General features: G+C 61.2%; 16 protein-coding genes. 8 read left to right on the top strand and 8 right to left on the bottom strand.

Annotation, left to right across the window (positions count from 1 at the left end; all coding sequences use genetic code 11):
- Window positions 1–14 precede the first annotated feature (14 nt).
- The 7 genes from rseP to lpxB all read left to right on the top strand — a co-directional run bounded on the left by rseP (window position 15) and on the right by lpxB (window position 8,187).
- Window positions 15–1,154, top strand: coding sequence for an RIP metalloprotease RseP (gene rseP, locus B7H23_RS08370; RefSeq protein ID WP_094077011.1), 1,140 nt, complete (start codon window positions 15–17; stop codon window positions 1,152–1,154).
- A 217-nt stretch (window positions 1,155–1,371) separates the two neighbouring features.
- Window positions 1,372–3,717 (top strand): outer membrane protein assembly factor BamA, encoded by a 2,346-nt coding sequence (gene bamA / locus B7H23_RS08365; protein ID WP_094077010.1) that lies wholly within the window; start codon window positions 1,372–1,374, stop codon window positions 3,715–3,717.
- Window positions 3,718–3,794: 77 nt separating this feature from the next.
- Complete coding sequence (gene lpxD / locus B7H23_RS08360; protein ID WP_094077009.1) at window positions 3,795–4,847, top strand: UDP-3-O-(3-hydroxymyristoyl)glucosamine N-acyltransferase; 1,053 nt, start codon at window positions 3,795–3,797, stop codon at window positions 4,845–4,847.
- Window positions 4,844–5,314 (top strand): 3-hydroxyacyl-ACP dehydratase FabZ, encoded by a 471-nt coding sequence (gene fabZ / locus B7H23_RS08355; RefSeq protein WP_094077008.1) that lies wholly within the window; start codon window positions 4,844–4,846, stop codon window positions 5,312–5,314. The genes lpxD and fabZ overlap by 4 nt, the downstream gene beginning before the upstream one ends.
- Window positions 5,314–6,147 carry an acyl-ACP--UDP-N-acetylglucosamine O-acyltransferase gene (lpxA, locus tag B7H23_RS08350; protein WP_094077007.1) on the top strand — a complete coding sequence of 278 codons (834 nt, stop codon included), beginning with the start codon at window positions 5,314–5,316 and terminating at the stop codon, window positions 6,145–6,147. The genes fabZ and lpxA overlap by 1 nt, the downstream gene beginning before the upstream one ends.
- A 1-nt stretch (window position 6,148) precedes the next feature.
- Window positions 6,149–7,003, top strand: a complete 855-nt coding sequence (locus B7H23_RS08345; RefSeq protein WP_094077006.1) for an LpxI family protein — start codon at window positions 6,149–6,151, stop codon at window positions 7,001–7,003.
- Window positions 7,000–8,187 carry a lipid-A-disaccharide synthase gene (gene lpxB / locus B7H23_RS08340; protein WP_094077005.1) on the top strand — a complete coding sequence of 396 codons (1,188 nt, stop codon included), beginning with the start codon at window positions 7,000–7,002 and terminating at the stop codon, window positions 8,185–8,187. The genes B7H23_RS08345 and lpxB overlap by 4 nt, the downstream gene beginning before the upstream one ends.
- Window positions 8,188–8,247: 60 nt before the next feature.
- On the opposite strand, the gene gltA is transcribed toward lpxB, so the two are convergent.
- A complete protein-coding gene (gltA, locus tag B7H23_RS08335; protein ID WP_094077004.1) occupies window positions 8,248–9,537 on the bottom strand; it encodes a citrate synthase in 1,290 nt (429 codons plus the stop codon).
- 146 nt (window positions 9,538–9,683) lie between these two features.
- A complete protein-coding gene (gene gltX, locus B7H23_RS08330) occupies window positions 9,684–11,111 on the bottom strand; it encodes a glutamate--tRNA ligase (protein ID WP_094077003.1) in 1,428 nt (475 codons plus the stop codon).
- Window positions 11,112–11,238: 127 nt separating this feature from the next.
- On the opposite strand from gltX, the gene B7H23_RS08325 reads away from it, so the two are divergent.
- On the top strand, window positions 11,239–13,650 hold the full coding sequence (locus B7H23_RS08325) for a ComEC/Rec2 family competence protein (RefSeq protein WP_094077002.1): 2,412 nt from the start codon (window positions 11,239–11,241) through the stop codon (window positions 13,648–13,650).
- A 38-nt stretch (window positions 13,651–13,688) separates the two neighbouring features.
- On the opposite strand, the gene lexA is transcribed toward B7H23_RS08325, so the two are convergent.
- The 6 genes from lexA to B7H23_RS08295 form a co-directional block, all read right to left on the bottom strand.
- Window positions 13,689–14,396, bottom strand: a complete 708-nt coding sequence (gene lexA / locus B7H23_RS08320; protein WP_094077001.1) for a transcriptional repressor LexA — start codon at window positions 14,394–14,396, stop codon at window positions 13,689–13,691.
- A 76-nt stretch (window positions 14,397–14,472) separates the two neighbouring features.
- On the bottom strand, window positions 14,473–15,693 hold the full coding sequence (locus B7H23_RS08315; RefSeq protein ID WP_094077000.1) for a molybdopterin molybdotransferase MoeA: 1,221 nt from the start codon (window positions 15,691–15,693) through the stop codon (window positions 14,473–14,475).
- 4 nt (window positions 15,694–15,697) lie between these two features.
- A complete protein-coding gene (gene moaC / locus B7H23_RS08310) occupies window positions 15,698–16,192 on the bottom strand; it encodes a cyclic pyranopterin monophosphate synthase MoaC (protein ID WP_094076999.1) in 495 nt (164 codons plus the stop codon).
- Window positions 16,189–17,004: an indole-3-glycerol phosphate synthase TrpC gene (gene trpC, locus B7H23_RS08305; protein ID WP_094076998.1), complete on the bottom strand. Its 816-nt coding sequence runs from the start codon at window positions 17,002–17,004 to the stop codon at window positions 16,189–16,191. The genes moaC and trpC overlap by 4 nt, the downstream gene beginning before the upstream one ends.
- The gene (gene trpD, locus B7H23_RS08300; protein WP_094076997.1) at window positions 17,001–18,029 is read right to left on the bottom strand and encodes an anthranilate phosphoribosyltransferase; all 1,029 of its coding nucleotides are present in this window, start codon (window positions 18,027–18,029) and stop codon (window positions 17,001–17,003) included. Before trpD ends, trpC begins: the two co-directional genes overlap by 4 nt.
- Before the next feature lie 8 nt (window positions 18,030–18,037).
- Entirely contained in the window at window positions 18,038–19,924 is a 1,887-nt protein-coding gene (locus B7H23_RS08295; RefSeq protein ID WP_094076996.1) for a SurA N-terminal domain-containing protein, read from the bottom strand.
- Window positions 19,925–20,097 lie beyond the last annotated feature (173 nt).

Below are 20,097 nucleotides of genomic sequence, written 5' to 3'. Positions count from 1 at the left end.
GAGCCGGTAGGCACGTGAACGATCTGATTTCGGCAATTTTTTCAACGGACGGTCTGCTGATCGGAACGATCCTACCGTTTCTGTTCGTTATTCTGGTCGTCGTGTTCGTTCACGAGATGGGGCACTATCTCGTTGGCCGCTGGTGCGGCATCGGCGCGACGACGTTTTCGCTCGGCTTCGGGCCGGAAATCGCCGGCTTTACCGATCGCGGCGGCACGCGCTGGAAGCTGTCGGCCATTCCTCTCGGCGGGTACGTGAAATTCGTCGGCGATATGACGGTGACCAGTTCGCCATCGCCGGAGGCGGCCAATCTGGCGGAAGACGAAAGGCGCCGCGCCTTTCACCTGGCGCCCGTCTGGAAACGCTTCCTGACCGTTCTGGCCGGTCCCGTTGCGAACTTCATTCTTACTATCGTCGTCTTCACCATCTTTCTCAGCCTTTACGGACGCACGGTCATCGAGCCGGTGGTCAATGAGGTGCGGCCGGAATCGCCGGCGGCAGCTGCCGGGTTCGCACCGGGCGATCGTGTCGTGGCCGTCGACGGCCGACGGATCAGTGAGTTCTCCGATATTCAGAAATATGTTTCGGGCCGCACTGGCGACCGCATCACCTTCCTGGTCGAGCGCAATGGTCGCAATATGGAACTGGAAGCGTCGCCACGCTACATCGAGCAGACCGATTCCGCCGGCAACACCGTGCGCATCGGCATTGTCGGTATCACGTCCATGGGCCGCGACAGCGAGGCTGTGCGTCATGAGACCATGAGCCTGCCTGCCGCCTTCGTCCGCTCGATTGAAGAGACCGGCTCCATTCTGGAGCGGACCTTCAACTTCATGCGGCGCTTTGCGATGGGACGGGAGGATAAATGCCAATTGGGCGGGCCGGTGAAAATTGCCGATCTGGCTGGCCAGGCCGCATCGCAAGGGTTCGAGCGACTGGTCGAACTCATGGCGCTGTTGTCGGTCGGCATCGGTTTTCTCAATCTTCTGCCGATCCCTCCGCTCGATGGCGGCCATCTGGTCTTCTATACGGTGGAAGCCGCGATGCGCCGGCCGGTCTCCGAACGGCTGATGGAAATCGGTTATCGTGTCGGATTTGTCGCGGTTCTCATCTTCATGGGATTCGTACTGTTCAACGACATTTTTGGCTGCTAGACCACCGGGCGGGGGTATGGATGTAAGCGATTCCTGATGTTTAGGAACTCTTTACCATCCGTGCAGAATGGGCGTGTCCAGAATGCAACGACGGCAGATTTAGTAAACGAGGATTAACCCCGGACCTTGTTACGTGGGCCGAACCCGGCCATACGGTCTGGGGTACGTGTGCGGGACATACGGCCCGGATGATACGACACAGAGGTAAGCAGGCCCTATGATGGCACCTTCCAAATTCACCCGTGCGGTTTCGGCTGCAGCGTTGACCGTCGGCCTGGTCGGCCCCGTCACTGGCGCAGCCTTTCTTTTCAGCGCGGACGCGGCGTTTGCTGCGACTGCCAGCCGGATAGACGTGCGCGGCAATCAGCGTGTCGACGATCAGACGATCATCAATTACACCGGCATTCGGCCGGGCCAGAACTACGGCCCGGCGGATGTCGATGAGGCCGTCAAGTCGCTTTACGGTACGGGGCTGTTCTCCGATGTCAGCGTGACGCAGCGTGGCGGTACGCTGGTTGTCGAAGTGTCCGAATATGCGACAGTCAACGCCGTCATCTTCCGCGGCAACAAAAAGGCAAAGGACCAACAGCTTGCCGCTGCGGTCCAGCTTCAACCGCGTGGGACCTTCAGCCAGGCCGGACTCGATCAGGACGTCGAGGCGATCCGTGACGTCTATTCGCGCATCGGTCGTTCGGATGTATCGGTGACGCCGCAGGTGAGCGAAGTCGGTAACGGCCGTATCAACATCATTTACGACATTCAGGAAGGCGATCGCACGAAGATCGACCGTATCGAATTTGTCGGCAATAACGCATATTCCGATCGCCGTCTGCGCGATGTGATCTCGACCAAGCGTTCCAATATTCTGTCCTTCCTGTTCCGTAACGATGTTTACGACCAGGCCCGGCTGCGTGCCGATGAGGAAGCGCTTCGCCGCTTTTACTACAATCGCGGTTATGCGGACTTTCAGATCATCTCTTCGGATGGCGTGCTGAACGACGCTGAAAACGAGTATTTGGTCACCTTCACCATTTCCGAAGGCGAGCGTTACCGCTTCGGCGACATTTCGATCGACTCCACAATTCCTGATGTCAACGGCGCCGACCTGCTTCGGGAAGTCGATACGGAGCAGGGCGACTACTACTCCGCCCTCGAGGTTGAAAACTCCATTCTGGCGCTTTCGGAATCTGTCGCCGGGCAGGGTTACGTGTTCGCCCAAGTCAACCCGCGCGGTGATCGCGATATCGCGAACCGCACGATCTCGGTGGTCTATACGATCGATGAAGGACCGCGCACCTATGTCGAGCGGATTGAGATTCGCGGCAATGATCGCACGCGCGATTACGTCATCCGCCGTGAATTCGATCTGGCGGAAGGCGATGCCTTCAACCAGGTTCTCGTTCAGCGCGGCAAGCGCCGGCTCGAAGCCCTGAAATTCTTCGAATCCGTCAATGTATCCACCACCCAGGGTTCGCAGCCCGACCAGGTGGTCATGGTCGTCGATGTGGTCGAGAAGAGCACCGGCGAGTTCACCATCGGCGGTGGATACTCGACTGGCGGCGCCAATTCGGGGCCGAGTGTCGAACTGTCCGTGACCGAACGCAACTTCCTCGGCCGCGGCCAGTTCATCCGGCTGGCCGGTGGTGGTGGCAAGAAGTCGCGCAACTACCGTATTTCGTTCACCGAGCCTTATTTTCTCGGTCGGCGTATCTCGGCTGGCTTCGACCTCTTCCGTTCGACGACGGACCAGAAGAAGTACGATACGGCAACGACGGGTGGTACGGTTCGTTTCGGCCTGCCCATCACCGAAGCGCTGTCCGCACAGATCGGCTACACCTACAAGGTTGACGATTACGATCTGGACGATTGCACGATCACCAATTCCTCGACCGGCGCGAATACGTGCGGTCTGTCCAACTTCATCGCGCGCGATGTGTCGAAGGGCGACTGGCACACTTCGGCGGTTACGCTCGGCCTGACCTTCAACACGGTGGACAGCCTGTCCAAGCCGCGGGAAGGCCTCTACGGCAAGACCGAATTGGAACTGGCCGGTCTCGGTGGGGACGCTAGCTACTACAAGCTGACCGCGCGGGGCCAGTACTACGCGCTGCTCAATCAGGAATACGATCTGGCGTTCGTCGGAACGGTCGGCGGCGGTTATGTCGACTCCTGGGGCGGCGAAGATCTGCGCACATTCGATCTGTTCCGCAACAGCAACAAAATCATACGCGGCTTCGAACATAACGGCATCGGTCCGATCGATTCCGGCGATCATCTGGGTTTCCAGGCCTATGCTCACGCTTCGGCGGAAGTGACGTTCCCGATGCCGGTTCTGCCCGAAAGCCTCGGTTTCCGTGGCGCGGTGTTTTCCGACGTGGCAACGGTGGGCGGCACGCCGTTCAGTGGCGTGGACGAGTCCGACGGGCTGCGAGCGTCCATCGGCGTCGGCATTCAGTGGGATTCGCCTTTCGGCCCGCTGCAAGTCAATTACGCCGAGCCGCTCGTCAAGAAGGACGAGGACGAAGTGCAGCGCTTCAGCTTCGGTATCGGCTCGAAGTTCTAGACCGACTCGCCACTGCAATTATATGAAAGGCCCGCTGCAATCCTTCCGGATTGGCGGGCCTTTGATTTGAGGGATGCATGTTCTTTTCGCCCAGCACACCCATGACCTTGGACGAGGTCGCTGAACTGACCGGCGCCAAGCTCGACCCAAACGGCGCAGATCCATCGCAGCGCATCGAAGGCCTGTCTTCCCTGGCCTCGTCGCGCGCCGGTTATCTAACGCTTGTTACCGCTCCGCGTTATGCGGATCAACTGATGGACCTTCATGCAGCAGCCGTCCTGCTACCTGCCGAACTGGCCGACAAAGTGCCCTCTGGCATCGCGACGCTGACGCACGATCAGCCGCAGGCGGCTTTTGCAGCAATCGCCGCGCGTCTTTATCCCCAGGCTGTCGTCCCATCGCCCGTGACCGGCGCCGAAGGTCTTTCCGATAAGGCTTCCGTCGATCCTGAATCGGCTATGGAGGACGGTGTCGTCGTCGAGCCTTTCGCGGTTATCGGCCCCGGCGCTCGGATCGGGGCGCGCACCGTGATCGCTCCGCATGCGATCATTGGCCAGAATGTCACGATCGGTCGAGGCTGTTTCATCGGGCCGGGCGTCACGGTTCAATGCGCGCATCTTGGCGATGGCGTGGTCGTTCATGCGGGCAGCCGGATCGGTCAGGACGGTTTCGGGTACGTGCCCGGGCCGCGTGGGCTGCAGAAGGTACCGCAGATCGGCAGGGTTATCATTCAGGACGGTGTGGAGATTGGCGCCAACGTCACCATCGATCGCGGTGCGCTCGACGATACGGTCATCGGCGCTGGCACGAAGATCGATAATCAGGTGCAGATCGCCCATAATGTTCAGATCGGACAAGCTTGTGCGATCGCCGCACAGACCGGTCTTAGTGGTTCGGTCACCATCGGCGACGGCGTTCTTATCGGTGGACAGGTCGGTTTTGCCGACCATTTGAAGGTCGGCTCCCGGGCCCAGATCGCCGCGAAGGCCGGCGTCATGAACGATATTCCCGCCGGAGAGCGTTGGGCGGGAGCGCCCGCCATGCCGGCACGCCAGTTTTTCCGCCTTACGGCCGCCATTCAACGCCTGGCGCGCCCCGGCGAACGCAAGAAGGGTGAAGACAGGACATGATCGAATTGGATGAAACGCGGCCGAGCCTTTCCGTCAAGGAAGTGATGGACCTTCTGCCGCATCGCTATCCGTTTCTCATGGTGGACCGCATCGTCAGCATTCAGGACGATGAGGAAGCCATCGGGATCAAGAACGTGACCGCCAACGAGCCGCAGTTCATGGGGCATTTTCCGGGCCAGCCGGTCTTCCCGGGCGTTCTTATCATCGAGGCGATGGCGCAGACGGCTGGCGCAATTTGTGCGCGCCATACCGGTGGCGGCGGCAAGAGCGTGGTTTATTTCATGACCATCGACAATGCGAAATTCCGCAAACCCGTCGGCCCCGGCGATGTGCTCGAACTTCATGTGAAGAAAGAAAAACAGCGCCGCAACATCTGGCGGTTTGCCTGTGTCGCCATCGTATCGGGACAAAAGGTCGCCGAAGCAACTGTTTCGGCCATGCTGGGCGATTCCGAGACGACCGGCTGATGGCTGCCACCATTCATCCAAGCGCCATCGTCGAGGATGGCGCCGAACTTGGCGCCGATGTCCGGATCGGTCCCTTTTGCCATGTCCAGTCCGACGCCGTGCTGGGCGAGGGCGTACAGCTTCTCAGCCATGTCAGCGTAAGCGGCAGGACGACGTTGGGCGAAGGATGCATCGTTCACCCCTTTGCCGTTTTGGGCGGCCAGCCGCAGAACTTCCGTCATGAAGGTGCAAATACAACGCTGACCATTGGCAAGGGTACCATCATTCGGGAGGGTGCGACAGTTCATGTCGGCTCCAGCAACAGCACGGGAAAGACCCTGATCGGCGAACAATGCCATCTCTTCGCCCAGTGCCATGTCGCCCATGATTGTCATATCGGCGATCATGTGATCATCGGCGGCGCAAGCGCTCTGGCCGGGCATGTCGAGATCGCCGATCATGCCAGCATCGGTGGGTTCACCGCCGTTCTTCAGTTCGTGCGAATCGGCCACCATGCCTTCGTCGGCGGCGCTTCCGCCGTCGGCCACGACGTCATCCCCTTCGGCCTTGCCGCCCGCGATCCAGCCGTTCTACACGGCTTCAACCTGATCGGCATGCGTCGGGCCGGTATGAAGCGCTCGGATATCGATACGATGCGCTCCGCCTATGCGATCATCTACGCCGATAGCGGCAACATTGCTGCCAATCTGGACAAGGCGCGGGATCGATATGGCGACCATCCGATCGTCGCCGAGATCGTTGATTTTCTGGAGAGGCGCGGCAAGCGGCCCGTCATGCGACCTCGCCGCGAGGTCGGCGAGGCCGGTTCGCAAGACGATGCGCCCTTGATGTAATATGGCAAGCGATGACGACGGCAGGATCGGAGTGCTGGCGGGCAGCGGCGACCTGCCGCTCCTGCTTGCCAAACATCTCGTAAAAGCCGGGCGCGATGTCGTCATCCTCGCAATCGACGGGGAGGCGGATCGCGATTTCGGTGCCATTCCCGTTTTCCGCGCGCCGATCGAGGATCTGCGGGCGCTGGCAGCGATCCTGCGGCGGGAAGGCGTTAAACAGATCGTCATGGGCGGAGGTGTTGTTCGCCGCCCGCGATGGCAGGCCATTCGTTTGCCGCTTCGCCTGTTGCCCGTTCTACCGCGGGCTGTGCGTTCACTGGTTGCTGGTGACGACGCGCTCCTGCGAACGGCCCACCACGCCCTTGAGCAACTGGGTGTCGAACTCCTGCCCATTCAGGCCGTTATGCCGGAACTGATCACGCCATCCGGCCCAATATCGGCGCTTGCGCCAAACAAAGCTGACAAGGCCGCTATTGTTGCGGGATACCGTGCGGCCAAGGAACTTGGACACCTGGATATCGGACAGGCCGTCGTGGTGTTCGGCACACGCGCAGTCGCCGTCGAAGGCATAGAGGGTACCGAGGGGCTTTTGGACCGAGTCGCGGCTCTTCGCGATCATGGACGGATAGCCGGATCGCGGCGCGGCGTATTGGTAAAGTGCGCCAAGCCTGGCCAGGACGAACGCAGCGATCTGCCGACCATCGGCCCGGAAACCGTTCGGCAGGCTGTGGCGGCTGGCCTGTCCGGTATCGCTGTCGAGGCAGGGCGTTCGCTGATTTTGGATTTGAATGGGACTATCACCGCAGCCGACACGGCTGGACTGTATCTCTGGGGAATCGACGGAGGCGAAGAATGAGTGATGCACTCAAAATCGCCGTGGTGGCCGGCGAGGAATCCGGCGACGTCCTGGCAGCCGATCTCATCAGGCATCTCGGCGAGATCGCCGGACGCGATGTCGAACTGATCGGAACCGGAGGCGAACACCTTGGCGCGCTGGGTCAGGCTTCGCTCATCGACCCGGAAAACATTTCGATCAAAGGCATATCGGCGGTGCTGACCAGCCTGCCGAAGCTGCTCGGCCATATTCGCAACGTCTCCGCAGAGATCATTCGCGCCCGACCCGATGCTTTGCTGATCGTCGACAATCCCGATTTTACCCATCGTGTCGCAAGGAAAGTGCGAGCAGCCCTGCCGGACCTTCCCATCGTCAATCTGGTCTGCCCGCAGGTGTGGGCTTGGCGGCACTGGCGCGCCAGGGAAATGCGGTCCTATATCGACCACGTTTTGTGCCTTCTGCCGTTCGAGCCGGAGGCGCTGAAGCGGCTCGGCGGGCCGGAGGCCACTTATGTCGGCCATCGGCTAGCCGGTCTCGACAGCCTTCGCAGAAGTTACGACTCGCATTGCGGCCGGGCAGTTCGACCGGACCAGACGCTGTTGCTTCTTCCGGGATCGCGTAGCCGCGACGCCAAGGTGCTTCTGCCGCGCTACCGCAAGGCTATCGATATTCTCGATGAGCTCGGGCACCGGCCGAGGCTGGTCCTGCCGACAGTTTCGCGAATCGAACATTTCGTTCGGGAAAGCGTCGCCGACTGGCCGCGCGATGTGGAAGTTATGGTCGGTGAAGAAGCGCGTCACGCGGCTTTCCAAAGCGCAGATGTGGCCGTTGCCGCGTCAGGCACGGTTACCCTCGAACTGGCCCTGGCCGGTCTGCCTTTCGTATCGACCTACCGGATCGACCGGATCGCCTGGTGGGCGCACCAATATATTCCCGTCTGGTCCACCTCTCTGCCCAATCTCGTCGCTGACCGTCCCGTCATTCCGGAACTCCACGATTTCGATGGACGCGCGTCCAATGTGGCGCGTGAAATTGCCCGTCTGCTCGAAAGCGAGCCGGCGCGGGCGGCGCAAAAGGACGGGTTTGCGGAGATACGCCGACGGATGGAGGTTTCGACCCATTCCGGTCTTGCAGGCGCGGCCGTCCTACTGGATCAGATTGATCGGGGGCGACCGGACGTCGACAATCAGGCCTCGGTCCAATAAAAAACCGCCGCGAAGAACGCGGCGGTTTTTTTGTTTCGAACGCCTAATCGAGCGTGCGGTTCAGCGATTGTCCATCGGCACATAGTCCCGCTGCGGCGCACCGGTGTAGAGCTGCCGGGGGCGGCCGATCTTCTGGCGCGGATCTTCGATCATTTCCTTCCACTGGGCGATCCAGCCGACGGTCCGCGCGAGCGCGAACAGCACGGTGAACATGGTGGTCGGGAAGCCGAGCGCCTTCAGCGTGATCCCGGAATAGAAGTCGATATTGGGATAGAGCTTCTTCTCGACGAAATACTCGTCGGTCAGGGCGATCTTCTCCAGTTCCAACGCGACGTCGAGCAACGGATCGTCCTTGATCCCCAGTTCAGCAAGCACCTCATGGCAGGTTTTCTGCATGATTTTGGCGCGCGGATCGTAGTTCTTGTAGACGCGGTGGCCGAAGCCCATCAGGCGGAACGGATCGTTCTTGTCCTTGGCGCGGTCGATATATTCGGGAATCTGATCGACCGATCCGATTTCCGACAGCATGTTGAGCGCCGCCTCGTTGGCGCCGCCATGGGCCGGACCCCACAGGCAGGCGATACCGGCTGCGATGCAGGCGAAGGGATTGGCGCCGGAGGAACCGGCCAGGCGGACGGTCGATGTGGAAGCGTTCTGCTCATGATCGGCATGCAGGATGAAGATCCGGTCCATCGCCTTGGCGAGAACCGGGTTCACCTCGTATTCATCGCAGGGCACCGCAAAGCACATGCGCAGGAAGTTGGCCGAGTAGGACAAATCGTTCTTCGGATACACGAAGGGCTGCCCGACGTGGTATTTGTAGGCCATGGCGGCAATTGTCGGCATTTTCGCAATCATCCGCAGCGATGCAATCATGCGCTGGCGTGGATCGGAAATGTCGGTGGAGTCATGGTAGAATGCGCTCATCGCGCCGATGACGCCGCACATGATCGCCATGGGATGCGCATCGCGGCGAAAGCCTGTGAAGAACCGGTTCATCTGCTCGTGCACCATGGTGTGGTGCGTGACGCGATGTTCGAAATCGTCCATCTGGCTCTTGTTGGGCAGTTCGCCATAGAGCAGCAGATAGCAGGTTTCCAGGAAGGAGCCCTTTTCGGCCAGCTGGTCGATCGGATAGCCCCGGTGCAGCAGCACGCCTTTTTCGCCGTCGATGAAGGTGATGTCGGATTCGCAGCTGGCGGTAGAGGTAAAGCCGGGATCGTAGGTGAAGACGCCGGTGGAGGCGTAAAGAGAAGAAATATCGATGACATCAGGACCCAGCGTGCCGGAATGAACATCGAACTCGTAGCTTTCGCCACCGAGTGCCAGTTTCGCCTTGGTGTCACTCATATTTTCGTCCTCGCGTTGATACACTTCCCCCAGAACCCCGCGCTTGCTGCAGCGCAGCACTGGCGGGACGTGGCTCTGACTAACCTATTTAGACCACCATGCCAAGCAACCGCAGGGGAAGCTTGCTTGCGCTGCAACATTCACCTTCAATCAGCGCCGGTCTGGTCGGAAAGACGGGCTAGCGTCTCCTCCTGACCGAGTACCAGCATCACGTCGAAGACGCCCGGCGAGACGGCCCGGCCGGTCAGAGCCGCGCGAAGGGGTTGCGCCACTTTGCCGAGTTTGACCTCATTCTCTTCGGCGAAACCGCGCACGGCCTGTTCGAGCGTCGATGCGTTCCAATCGTTCACAGCCTCCAGCTTCGGCTGGAGATCGGAAAGGAGATTTCTGGCCATGTCGTCCAGAAGCTGGTCGGCCTTTTCGTCCAGCGGTAAAGGCCGCTTCGCAACGATAAATTCCGCTGCATCGACCAGTTCGACGAGCGTTTTGGCGCGTTCCTTCAACCCTGGCATCGCTGCACGTAGCTGTCCGGTCTTCTGTTCGTCCAGGCGTTCTGCAAGCTCCGGGCCGCCGGGGAGATGCGGCAGCGTCCGCAGAAGCGCCCCCGTCAGTTCGTCAGAATCGGTTGCTCGCATATACTGGCCGTTCAGCGCCTCCAACTTCTTGAAATCGAACCGTGCGGCGCCCTTGTTGATGTCTTCCAGAGCAAACCATTCGATCATCTGATCGAGGCTCATCATCTCGTCGTCGCCATGGCTCCAGCCAAGCCTCACCAGATAATTGCGAAGCGCCTGCGGCAAATAGCCCATGGCGCGATACGCCTCCACACCAAGTGCGCCATGGCGCTTGGACAGTTTCGCACCGTCCGGGCCGTGGATGAGCGGGATATGGGCCATGACCGGAACATCCCATTCCATCGCCTGGTAGATCAGGGACTGCCGTGCTGCATTGGTGAGGTGATCGTCGCCGCGCACGATATGGGTGACGCCCATATCGTGATCGTCCACGACCACCGCGAGCATGTAGGTCGGATTGCCGTCCGACCGCAGAATGATGAAATCGTCCAGATCCTTGTTCGGAAATCGGACATCGCCCTGAACCTTGTCGCGCACAATGGTCTCGCCTTCCTGGGGCGCCTTCAGACGTATCGCAAACGGGCGGCCTTCCGGGGCTTCGGACGGGTCGCGATCGCGCCAGCGTCCGTCATAGCGCGGTGGACGCTTTTCGGCCTTCGCTTTCTCCCGCATTTCCGCCAGTTCGTCGGGCGTTGCGTAACAGCGATAGGCCGCGCCGGAGGCGAGCAGTTCCTCGGCGACCTCGCGATGGCGGGCCGCACGCTCATATTGCGAGACCGGATCGCCTTCCCACCCGAGTTCGAGCCAAGACAACCCATCCAGAATGGCGGCAGTGGCCTCGTCGGTCGAGCGGGCGCGATCGGTATCCTCGATCCGCAGCAGCATCGTGCCGCCGTGCTTCTTCGCAAACAGCCAGTTGAAAAGAGCGGTGCGCGCGCCGCCAATGTGCAGAAAGCCGGTTGGCGAGGGCGCAAAGCGCGTGACGGGTCGGTCGGTCATTGGGCTCGGATCGTTCGGTGAGAGGTTTGGATTGCAGCCTTTGCCAGGCCGTGCCCGCTCCGTGTAGCATAGGGAACGGCCTGCGCAAGCGGGGCAGGGGTGGAACACACGACATGACGTATCGCCAGTGACGCAACGGTGGGAGATCGACGAACGTGCGCTGCTGAAGAACAGCACGGCGTTGCGGACCGCTGCCGAAAGCGCCACTCCGGTTTCGCCTGTCGGACCAGCTTCTGAAGAAGAGAGTTCGAATAGAGAAGCGCGTGACCGCAAGAGCGTTCGTCGACACGCTTCCGATCCATTCCGCACGGTACACCGTTGGTTCCGATCGCTTCTGCATGAAGAGGCGGAGCGCGGCAGCCTGTTTGTGGCGACGGCGCTGCTATTCGCCGCTGGCGCCTTTTCCTATTTCGCCCTGCGCGGCACGTTTCATCCTCTTCAGCTTGCGGTTATAAGCCTGCCAGCTCTGTTTGCGGCGTTCAGCTACCGCGGTCGGTTTGCCGGCACCTTCGGCGCGGTGCTTTTCGCCTTCATCTGCGGGGCAGCCGTTTCGGCGGCGCATGTCGCCATGCGCGACCACCAGACCCTTGGCTCGCCGGTAGCAACCGAACTGACCGGCCGCATCCAGTCCAGCGAGAGGCTGGAGGATGGAAGGCGGCGCTTTGTCCTCGATGTGCTGGAAACGGCAAGGCCGCCTCTGCGCTATGCGCCCCAGACGGTGCGCGTCACCGTTCGCAGTGTTTCCGACGATATGCGTGCCGGCAACGTTGTCAAAGTGAGAATGCGACTTCTACCACCGTCAGGCCCGGTGCGTCCGGGCGGGTTCGACTTCTCGTTTCGTGCATGGTTCGACGGCCTGGGTGCGACCGGTTTCGCTCTTGGCCAAATGGAACGCATAGCCGGCGGCCCGGCCCCATCCTTGCTTCATCGGGCGCGCGCTACCATCAACGATCTGCGCGAAGGGGTGGACGAACGCATCGTCTCGGTTCTCGATGGACCGAAAGCGGCCATCGCCTCCGCGTTGACCGTCGGCTACGGCGCCGCCATTCCGGACGAGGAGCGCGAAGCCCTGCGAGCGAGCGGGCTGGCGCATGTGCTGGCCATTTCCGGGTTACATATGGCGCTGGCAGCCGGAACCGTCATCGGATCGATCCGTCTGCTCCTGGCGCTGTTTCCCGTGGTGGCAGCGCGCTGGCCCATTCGCAAATGGGCCGCCGGCGGAGGACTTGCGGCGGCAGCCGTCTATCTGCTGTTGAGCGGTGGCGCGATCGCCACCCAGCGCAGTTTCATCATGCTTGCCATCATGTTATCGGCCCTGCTGTTCGACCGAACGGCTTTGACCATGCGCAATCTGGCGCTCGCGATGTTTCTGGTCGTGCTGATCGCGCCCCACGAAGTCGCGGGGCCGAGTTTTCAGATGTCGTTTGCGGCGACCGCGGCTTTGATAGCAGCCTATCGGGCGCACAATAACTGGCAATGGCGCCGCCGTGCCGCCGGCAGCGACCAGATTTCCAGCGGGCCCGTTCGGCTTGTTGGCAAGTTCGCTGCCGGTGTTCTGGCAACGACCCTCATTGCAGGGGCGGCGACGACCATTTTCGCGCTCTGGCACTTTCAAAGACTGGCGCCCCTAGCGCCTCTCGGCAATCTACTCGCCGCGCCGATTATCTCGCTGTTGGTCATGCCGATGGCGGTGCTTTCTCTGCTTCTGATGCCACTCGGCCTGGACGCGCCATTTCTGAAGCTGATGGGGGAGGGGATCGATGCCATGCTCTGGATCGCCGCCTTTGTCGCGGAGCTTTCGCCGGAAGACGGAGCCGGTCTTATTTCCGGACCGGCGGTTCTCCTCCTCGCTGCCGCGCTCGGACTGTTCGCCATTTTGCAGACAGGTCTACGCTGGATCGCTTTGCCGCTTGCCATTGCCGGCGTCGCTCTACTGGGAAGCGGTGAGCGGCCGGTCGGCTTTATCCTGGAGAACGGCCGAGCCGTCGGCCTGTCGACCGGCAGGGGTGCACTTGCCTCGAACCGGTCGCGGTTGTCCGATTTCGTTGGCGACCAGTGGATGCGAGCCTTGGGCACCGACCGTATGGCCAAGCCGGTGAAGGTCGAGAATGCGACATCGGCGATCGGATCGGAACCAGGAGGACCGGAAGCAAGCGGGCCATCCTTTAAGTGTGATGACCGTCTATGTGTTTACGAACCGGATGGCAGTCGGCCTATTGTCTGGCTGAAACACGCAGTGGATCGAGCGTATTGGTGCGGCAAGGCCGCGATCATCATTGTTGGCGACACGAAGACGCCGAAAGGCGGCCGGTGCCCAGCCTCTTCGGAAAGCCTCGTCATCGACCGAATGACGCTGGCGCGGCAAGGCTCCGCTGCGTTATGGCGAACAAATGACGGCGGATGGCGCATCACTTACGCGATTGCCGATCTCTCCATGCCCTGGCACGCGGCTCGACAATGGAGCCGACCGGCACGTGGGCTACCTGACTGGGAACCGCGAAAAAGAAAGACGAAAGACGCGGCGACACCGCAGTCCTGAATAAGCTCACATATCCCATTCTTACCCATCGAAACGAGTCAGTACCGGCGCAGCAGACCGACAAGCCGTCCCTGCACCTTGACGCGATCGGGCGGAAAGATGCGTGTCTCATAGGATGGATTGGCCGCCTCAAGAGCGATCGATCCCCCTTTGCGGCGGAATCGTTTCAAGGTCGCTTCCTCATCATCGACGAGCGCAACCACAATGTCGCCAGGATCGGCAACGGTACCGTCCTTGATGATGACGGTATCGCCGTCCAGAATGCCTGCCTCGACCATCGAATCGCCGCGTACTTCCAGTGCATAGTGAACACCGCCCGCGATCATGGATGGCGGAACGGCAATGGTGTCGGTCTGATTCTGGATGGCGGAAATTGGAACACCGGCGGCGATTCGTCCCATGACCGGTACGCTGAGGCCACCCTCATTGGCAGCTTCGGTTGCCGGAGGCGCACTTTGCGGTTCCGGCTTTCGACCCAGGCTGCCCTCGATGACGGAAGGCCGAAATCCTGTCGCTCCGCCCGGCGCGCCACCGCTTGGCAGTCGGATAATCTCAAGCGCCCGCGCCCGATTGGGAAGACGACGTATGAAACCGCGCTCCTCCAGCGCTGTGATAAGACGATGGATACCGCTCTTGGAGGCAAGATCCAGTGCGTCCTTCATCTCGTCGAAGGACGGGGGAATACCGGTCTCTTTCAACCGCTGGTCGATATAGAGAAGAAGTTCACGCTGCTTCTTGGTCAACATGTTCGGCGCCCCACAGAATCAAAGCGATACATAGAATGAACAGACACTATCTGTTCTTATCCTGTTCCGCAAGCTGTTACCTGGCGAAAGGCCGGCGCCAAAAGTCGATGGAAACGGTGGTTCCGGCATCCGCCGCCGGCGCTCCGGGTGGGCATACGATCAACGCATTGGACGAGGCCATGACGCCGATCAGGGACGAATCCTGCGAATGCGCAGGCTCCACCTTCCATGCGCCATCCTGCCGCCAGGCCGTCGCCCTCATGTAATGCTGGCGGTTGCCATTGGCGGGTAAAGGGGCGACGAGTTGTGCTTCTTCCAGAGCAGTTTGGTGTTCCGCGCCCTGGAGACGAGCCATCAAAGGGCGCAGAAACAGATGCGCGCATACCATCGACGAGACGGGATTACCCGGCAGGCCCAGAACATGGATGTCATCCAGGCGTCCGACCATGAGCGGCTTGCCGGGACGCATCGCGATTTTCCAGAAGTCCAGTTCCATTCCCGCGTCGATCATCGCCTGCTGCACCAGGTCGTGATCGCCAACGGAAGCGCCGCCAAGCGTGACGACGATCTCAACGCCGGCTGTTCGGGCCTTCTCGATCGCAGCGGCAAGCGCTTCGGGATCGTCCGGTACGATGCCGAGATCGACTGGAATGCCGCCCATATCCGTCACGAGAGCGGCAAGGCCGAAGCTGTTCGATGCGATGATCTGACCCGGCGCCAATGCCTCGCCAGGCAATTTCAGTTCGTCGCCTGTCGCCAGGATCGCCACCTTCGGCTGCCGGTAAACCCGCAGGTCGGGGTAAGAGGCGGCCGCCGCAAGCGACAGGGCCGCGAAATCCAGACGCGTTCCGCTTTCAAGAACCGGATCGCCTTCTGCGAAATCATTGCCCGCCAGACGGACATTGCGCCCTTCCTCCTCGGTCTGGGTCGGGCGAAGCGCGTCGCCGCCGACGCGTTCGGCATTCTCCTGAATAAGGACGGTGTCGGCCCCGCCCGGCATGGGCGCTCCGGTGAAGATGCGGACGGCCTGGCCGGCAGAAAGCTCGCCATCGAAGGGATGGCCGGCGGCGGATTCACCGATAATGCGCAGCGGCGAGCCTTCGGGATCGAGATCGGCGGCGCGCACGGCATAGCCGTCCATGGCCGAGGCATCGAAAGGCGGTTGCGTGCGACGTGCGGTCAGGGGGACAGCCAAAATTCTGTCGATGGCTCTTTCTAGTGGCACGGTTTCAGCAGGCAGTATGGCGACCTTCGCCAATAGGCGTGAGAGAGCCTCTTCAACTGCCAGCATCGCCATGAACCTACTCCGCCCCTTTTCGCCAGGTGCCTGATTTGCCGCCGGTCTTCTCGATCAGCGCGACATCGCCGATGCGCATACCCTTATCGACAGCCTTGGCCATATCGTAGATCGTCAGTGCGGCCACCGAGGCCGCCGTCAGCGCCTCCATCTCCACACCCGTCTTGCCAGTGAGGCGTGCGGTCGCGCGGATGCGCAATCCAGGCAGCAATTCATCGGCCTCGATTTCGATCGCCACCTTCGTCAACAGAAGCGGGTGGCAGAGCGGTATCAGTTCATGGGTCCGCTTGGCAGCCATGATGCCAGCAATCCGAGCCGTACCGATCACGTCGCCCTTCTTGGCGTCACCCGTCAGGATGGTCTGAAGCGTTTGCGGCTGCATCGTGACCGTTGCGCCGGCAATAGCGGTGCGGACGGTCTCCGCCTTCTCGGACACATCCACCATATTGGCTTCGCCGGATGCCGCCAGATGGGTGAGCCTGCTGGGGTCGTCGCTCATATGTGGGTCTCGCTTTTCGGGGCGGAGATCAACGCCGTTGTAGCGGCGGCAACATCGTGTTGCCGCATCAGACTTTCGCCGACCAGGAAGCAGCGAATGCCGTGCCGTGAGAGACGTTCGCAGTCACCGGCCGTCGCAATGCCGCTTTCCGCAACGATCAGGCGATCGTCCGGCACCATCGTGGCAAGGCGTTCCGATGTTTCCAGCGCAACTTCGAAGGTTCTCAGATTGCGGTTGTTGATCCCGATCATCGGAGAGGAGAGGCAGCGCAGGGCGCGCTCCATTTCCGGCTCATCGTGAACCTCGATCAGCGCCGCCATGCCGAGATCGTGCGCGGTTTCTTCCAGCGCGATCGCGTCGGCATCGGAGAGGCTCGCCATGATGATCAATATCGCGTCGGCGTTCCAACTGCGCGCTTCATGAACCTGATAGGGCTCGAACATGAAATCCTTGCGCAGAGCGGGCAGGGCGCAAGCCGATCGCGCATGCGTCAGAAAATGCGGCGCTCCCTGAAACGAGGGCTCATCGGTCAGGACCGACAGGCATGTCGCGCCACCGTCGGCATAAGCTCTGGCCAATGCGGGCGGGTCGAAATCGGAGCGGATCAAGCCTTTGGATGGGCTCGCCTTCTTGATCTCGGCGATCAGACCGTGACGGCCATCGTCGACGGAGCGTCTCAGGGCGGCGACAAAGTCGCGTACCGGATCGGCATCACGGGCGCGCGCCTGGATTTCAGCCAGCGGCAACGCCGCTTTGGCCGCAGCGATCTCCTGGCGCTTATACGCTTCGATCTTTCGCAGAATGTCGGTCATCGGTCTGCCGCCACACTATTGGAAATCTCGATCAGTTGCGCCAGCCTCTCAGCGGCATGGCCGCCATCGATGGAACGCGCGGCCTGCTCGGCGCCGTCGCGCAGATCGCCAGCCTTTCCCGCAACGATCAGAGCCGCCGCGCTGTTGAGGATCGCAATGTCGCGATAGGCGCTTTTCTTTCCATCCAGAACTTCTCGAAGCGCTTTGGCATTGTGGGCTGCGTCGCCACCTTTCAGATCGGCCATGTCGCCGCGTGGCAGGCCTGCCTCTTCCGGGGTGACGGTCCGCGTTGAGATTTCGCCCTTTTCAAGAATCACGATGTCGGTTTTACCGACCGTCGTCAATTCGTCGAGGCCGCTGCCATGGACGATCCAGAGCTTTTCGGAACCGAGCTCGCGTAGCGCGCGCGCCATCGGCTCCAGCCATTCGCGAGAGAAGACGCCGATCAGTTGCCGCTTGACGCCAGCCGGGTTGGACATCGGGCCAAGAAGATTGAAAATCGTGCGTGTTCCGAGCGCAACGCGGGTTGGGCCGACATGGCGCATGGCGGCATGATGGCTCGGTGCGAACATGAAGCCGATACCGGCCTTATCAATACACCTCGAAATCATCTCCGGGTCGATTTCGATATTAACGCCGAGAGCGGACAAGGTATCGGCCGCACCGGATTTGCTGGAGAGGTTGCGGTTACCGTGCTTTGCGATCGGCACGCCGCATCCGGCAACGATGAACGAGGCTGCCGTCGAGACATTGTAGGAGCCGGAGTTGTCGCCGCCGGTGCCGACAATATCGATGGCGTCGGCCGGGGCCACGACCCCGGTCATCCGCTCGCGCATGGCGCCGACAGCGCCCTCGATCTCCTCGACAGTTTCGCCGCGCAGCCGAAGCGCCATGAGAAATGCGCCCATCTGGGCCGGCTCGGCCTCACCATCCATCATGAGGGAAAAGGCCTGCCGCGCCTCTTTGCGGTCCAACTGCTGGCCGTCGGCCAGCTTGGCGATCAGCGCCTTCATCGCGTCCTTCATGGTCGATCCTAGTAGCTCAAGGCGCGCTGGGCTGCGCCCTGGTCGATCTGCGGCCTGTAGATCGCTTCCAATCGGTCGACGAGCTGGCGTAGCAGGTCGTCCGCGACGGCCCGGTCGAACGCTTCCCGCTCATTTGCAGGTACCGCTTCCGCACTGCTGGCGAGCGGCCTCGTGACATTCGTTACCCTGAAGACGATGTGCGATTGGCCGTTGGCGGTCTGCACCTGCCCGGCAGCATCGGCCGGGATGGAGAAGATCGCCTCTATGGCATTGGCGTCGAGCGCTCCGTTTTCCGCTTCGCGCTTCAGATCGGTCGCGGTCTGCGTGGCCAGGCCCAACTCATCGGCCAGCGCCGCAAGTGTTTCGCCTTCCTGCAGACGTTGCTGCATGGCGTTGGCCAAATCGGCAACGGCGGTTTGGGCCTTTTCGGACTGATAGGCGGCCACCGCATCGTCGCGTACTTCCTCAAGCGGGCGAGGGCGCGTCGGCGTGATCGCGTTGATTTCATAGAATACGAAACCGTCGCCCTTGAGATTTTCGGCCGGGTTTTCCAGGGCTTCCTCCGCCGTGAAGATGCTGGAAACCAAATTGGGCGCATCGGGCAAATCGGCGATCGGCTGGCCGTCCCTGCCATTTCCTTCCGAATCAATGGCGTCGATCCGTCGCAGCGGTACGCCGATCTTCGCGGCGGCTTCGGCCATGGTGTCGCCGGCAGCGCGTGCGTCCTCGTAGGCATCGTAACGGTCGAGCAACTCGTTTCGGGCCCGAACGAAGGCCATCTCCCCGCGAATTTCGTCGGCGACCTCCTCGTAAGGTTTCACGGAAGCCGGCGTGACCTCGGTGACACGAAGAATGGCTGGGCCGAACTTGCCTTCCACAATACCGGTCGTGCCGATGCCGTTCAGCGCGAAGGCCGCTTCGGCGATGGCGGGATCGCTAATATCAGCCTTGGCGACGCTGCCAAGGCTGGCCTGCGACGCGGTGCGGCCGGCATCGGCAAGCAGGGTATCGAAATCGCCATCGCCCTGCAGTTTTGCAAAGGCTGCCTCGGCGGCCGATCGGTCGGAATACAATATCTGCTGCACGGTCCGCTTTTCCGACTGACCATAGCGCTCTTTCGTCCGTTCATATTCAGCCGCCACTTCATCGTCGCTGATCGCATCGGGTTCGGCGATGGCCTCGGCATCGAGCACCAATAGAGAGACGTCGCGATATTCGGGCGCATCGAAGCGGGTGCTGTTTTCTTCGTACCACTTGGCCAGTTCGTCGTCAGATGGCGCAGCCGGCTCAGGCAAAGCGTCCGGGGTAAGGATCAGATAGTCCGCATTGCGGCGTTCCGAGCGATAGAGCGCGACGGCGGAAAAGAAGGCGTCCGGGACATCCGCTCCGTCGGCCAGGGCGGAAACGATCTGCTGGCGCACGGCAACCTGCGCCTGGCTACGCAGATAGTCCTCCGGACGCATGCCGACCTCGCGCAGGACTGCGTTGAACGTGTTGCGGTCGAAGCGGCCATCGGGTCCGCGGAATGTCGGATCGGAGCCTGCGATCTGCGCCAGACGCTGTCTCGAAAGGCCGAGGCCCAGATCATTCGCCTGCGCATCGAGCAGCGTGCCGGAAACCAGTTCGGCGAGGGCCTGATTGTCAAGCCCGAGCGAGCGGGCCTGCTCGCGTGTCAGTCGTTGGCCGAACTGGCGCGAAAGTGCCAGGAGCTGGCGATCATAGGCGAGCCGATAATCGACCGCCGACGCCGATGCGTCGCCCGCCACGACCACCTTTTCGCCAAGGCCGCTGGAAACCTGTCCGGAAATTCCCCAGACGGCGAAGCTGGCCACCAGAAGCAGCAGAAGCAGCTTGGCAACCCAGGTTCCGGCTGCCTGACGTAGCATTTGAAGCATGAAAACCGTCTTATCTGGTCGTTTCGGTAAAGGTCGGTTTACGGGCTCGGCTTTTCAGGATCAAGGCGTCAGATGCGTTCGTGTCAATCGCGAACGGCAGAGTTGCGATTGCAAGCATGGATCATTTGCGCAATGAGAGGCGAACACATCGATTTCATGCGAAAAGGACCTGT

Source organism: Notoacmeibacter marinus, assembly GCF_002238045.1.
In the GTDB taxonomy this organism is placed as follows: domain Bacteria; phylum Pseudomonadota; class Alphaproteobacteria; order Rhizobiales; family Rhizobiaceae; genus Notoacmeibacter; species Notoacmeibacter marinus.
Note: the sequence above shows the minus strand (reverse complement) of the source record. Positions and strands in the feature narration are given on the sequence as shown.

Bases quoted from the DNA above. Each gene is read 5' to 3' on its own strand.
- trpC (WP_094076998.1), bottom strand. From the start codon at position 17,004: ATGACCGACATTCTGCGAAAGATCGAAGCGTATAAGCGCCAGGAGATC.
- B7H23_RS08315 (WP_094077000.1), bottom strand. From the start codon at position 15,693: ATGGCGATGCTGGCAGTTGAAGAGGCTCTCTCACGCCTATTGGCGAAG.
- lpxA (WP_094077007.1), top strand. From the start codon at position 5,314: ATGGCTGCCACCATTCATCCAAGCGCCATCGTCGAGGATGGCGCCGAA.
- bamA (WP_094077010.1), top strand. From the start codon at position 1,372: ATGATGGCACCTTCCAAATTCACCCGTGCGGTTTCGGCTGCAGCGTTG.
- trpD (WP_094076997.1), bottom strand. From the start codon at position 18,029: ATGAAGGACGCGATGAAGGCGCTGATCGCCAAGCTGGCCGACGGCCAG.
- lpxD (WP_094077009.1), top strand. From the start codon at position 3,795: ATGTTCTTTTCGCCCAGCACACCCATGACCTTGGACGAGGTCGCTGAA.
- fabZ (WP_094077008.1), top strand. From the start codon at position 4,844: ATGATCGAATTGGATGAAACGCGGCCGAGCCTTTCCGTCAAGGAAGTG.
- lexA (WP_094077001.1), bottom strand. From the start codon at position 14,396: ATGTTGACCAAGAAGCAGCGTGAACTTCTTCTCTATATCGACCAGCGG.
- gltA (WP_094077004.1), bottom strand. From the start codon at position 9,537: ATGAGTGACACCAAGGCGAAACTGGCACTCGGTGGCGAAAGCTACGAG.
- lpxB (WP_094077005.1), top strand. From the start codon at position 7,000: ATGAGTGATGCACTCAAAATCGCCGTGGTGGCCGGCGAGGAATCCGGC.
- B7H23_RS08345 (WP_094077006.1), top strand. From the start codon at position 6,149: ATGGCAAGCGATGACGACGGCAGGATCGGAGTGCTGGCGGGCAGCGGC.
- moaC (WP_094076999.1), bottom strand. From the start codon at position 16,192: ATGAGCGACGACCCCAGCAGGCTCACCCATCTGGCGGCATCCGGCGAA.
- gltX (WP_094077003.1), bottom strand. From the start codon at position 11,111: ATGACCGACCGACCCGTCACGCGCTTTGCGCCCTCGCCAACCGGCTTT.
- B7H23_RS08295 (WP_094076996.1), bottom strand. From the start codon at position 19,924: ATGCTTCAAATGCTACGTCAGGCAGCCGGAACCTGGGTTGCCAAGCTG.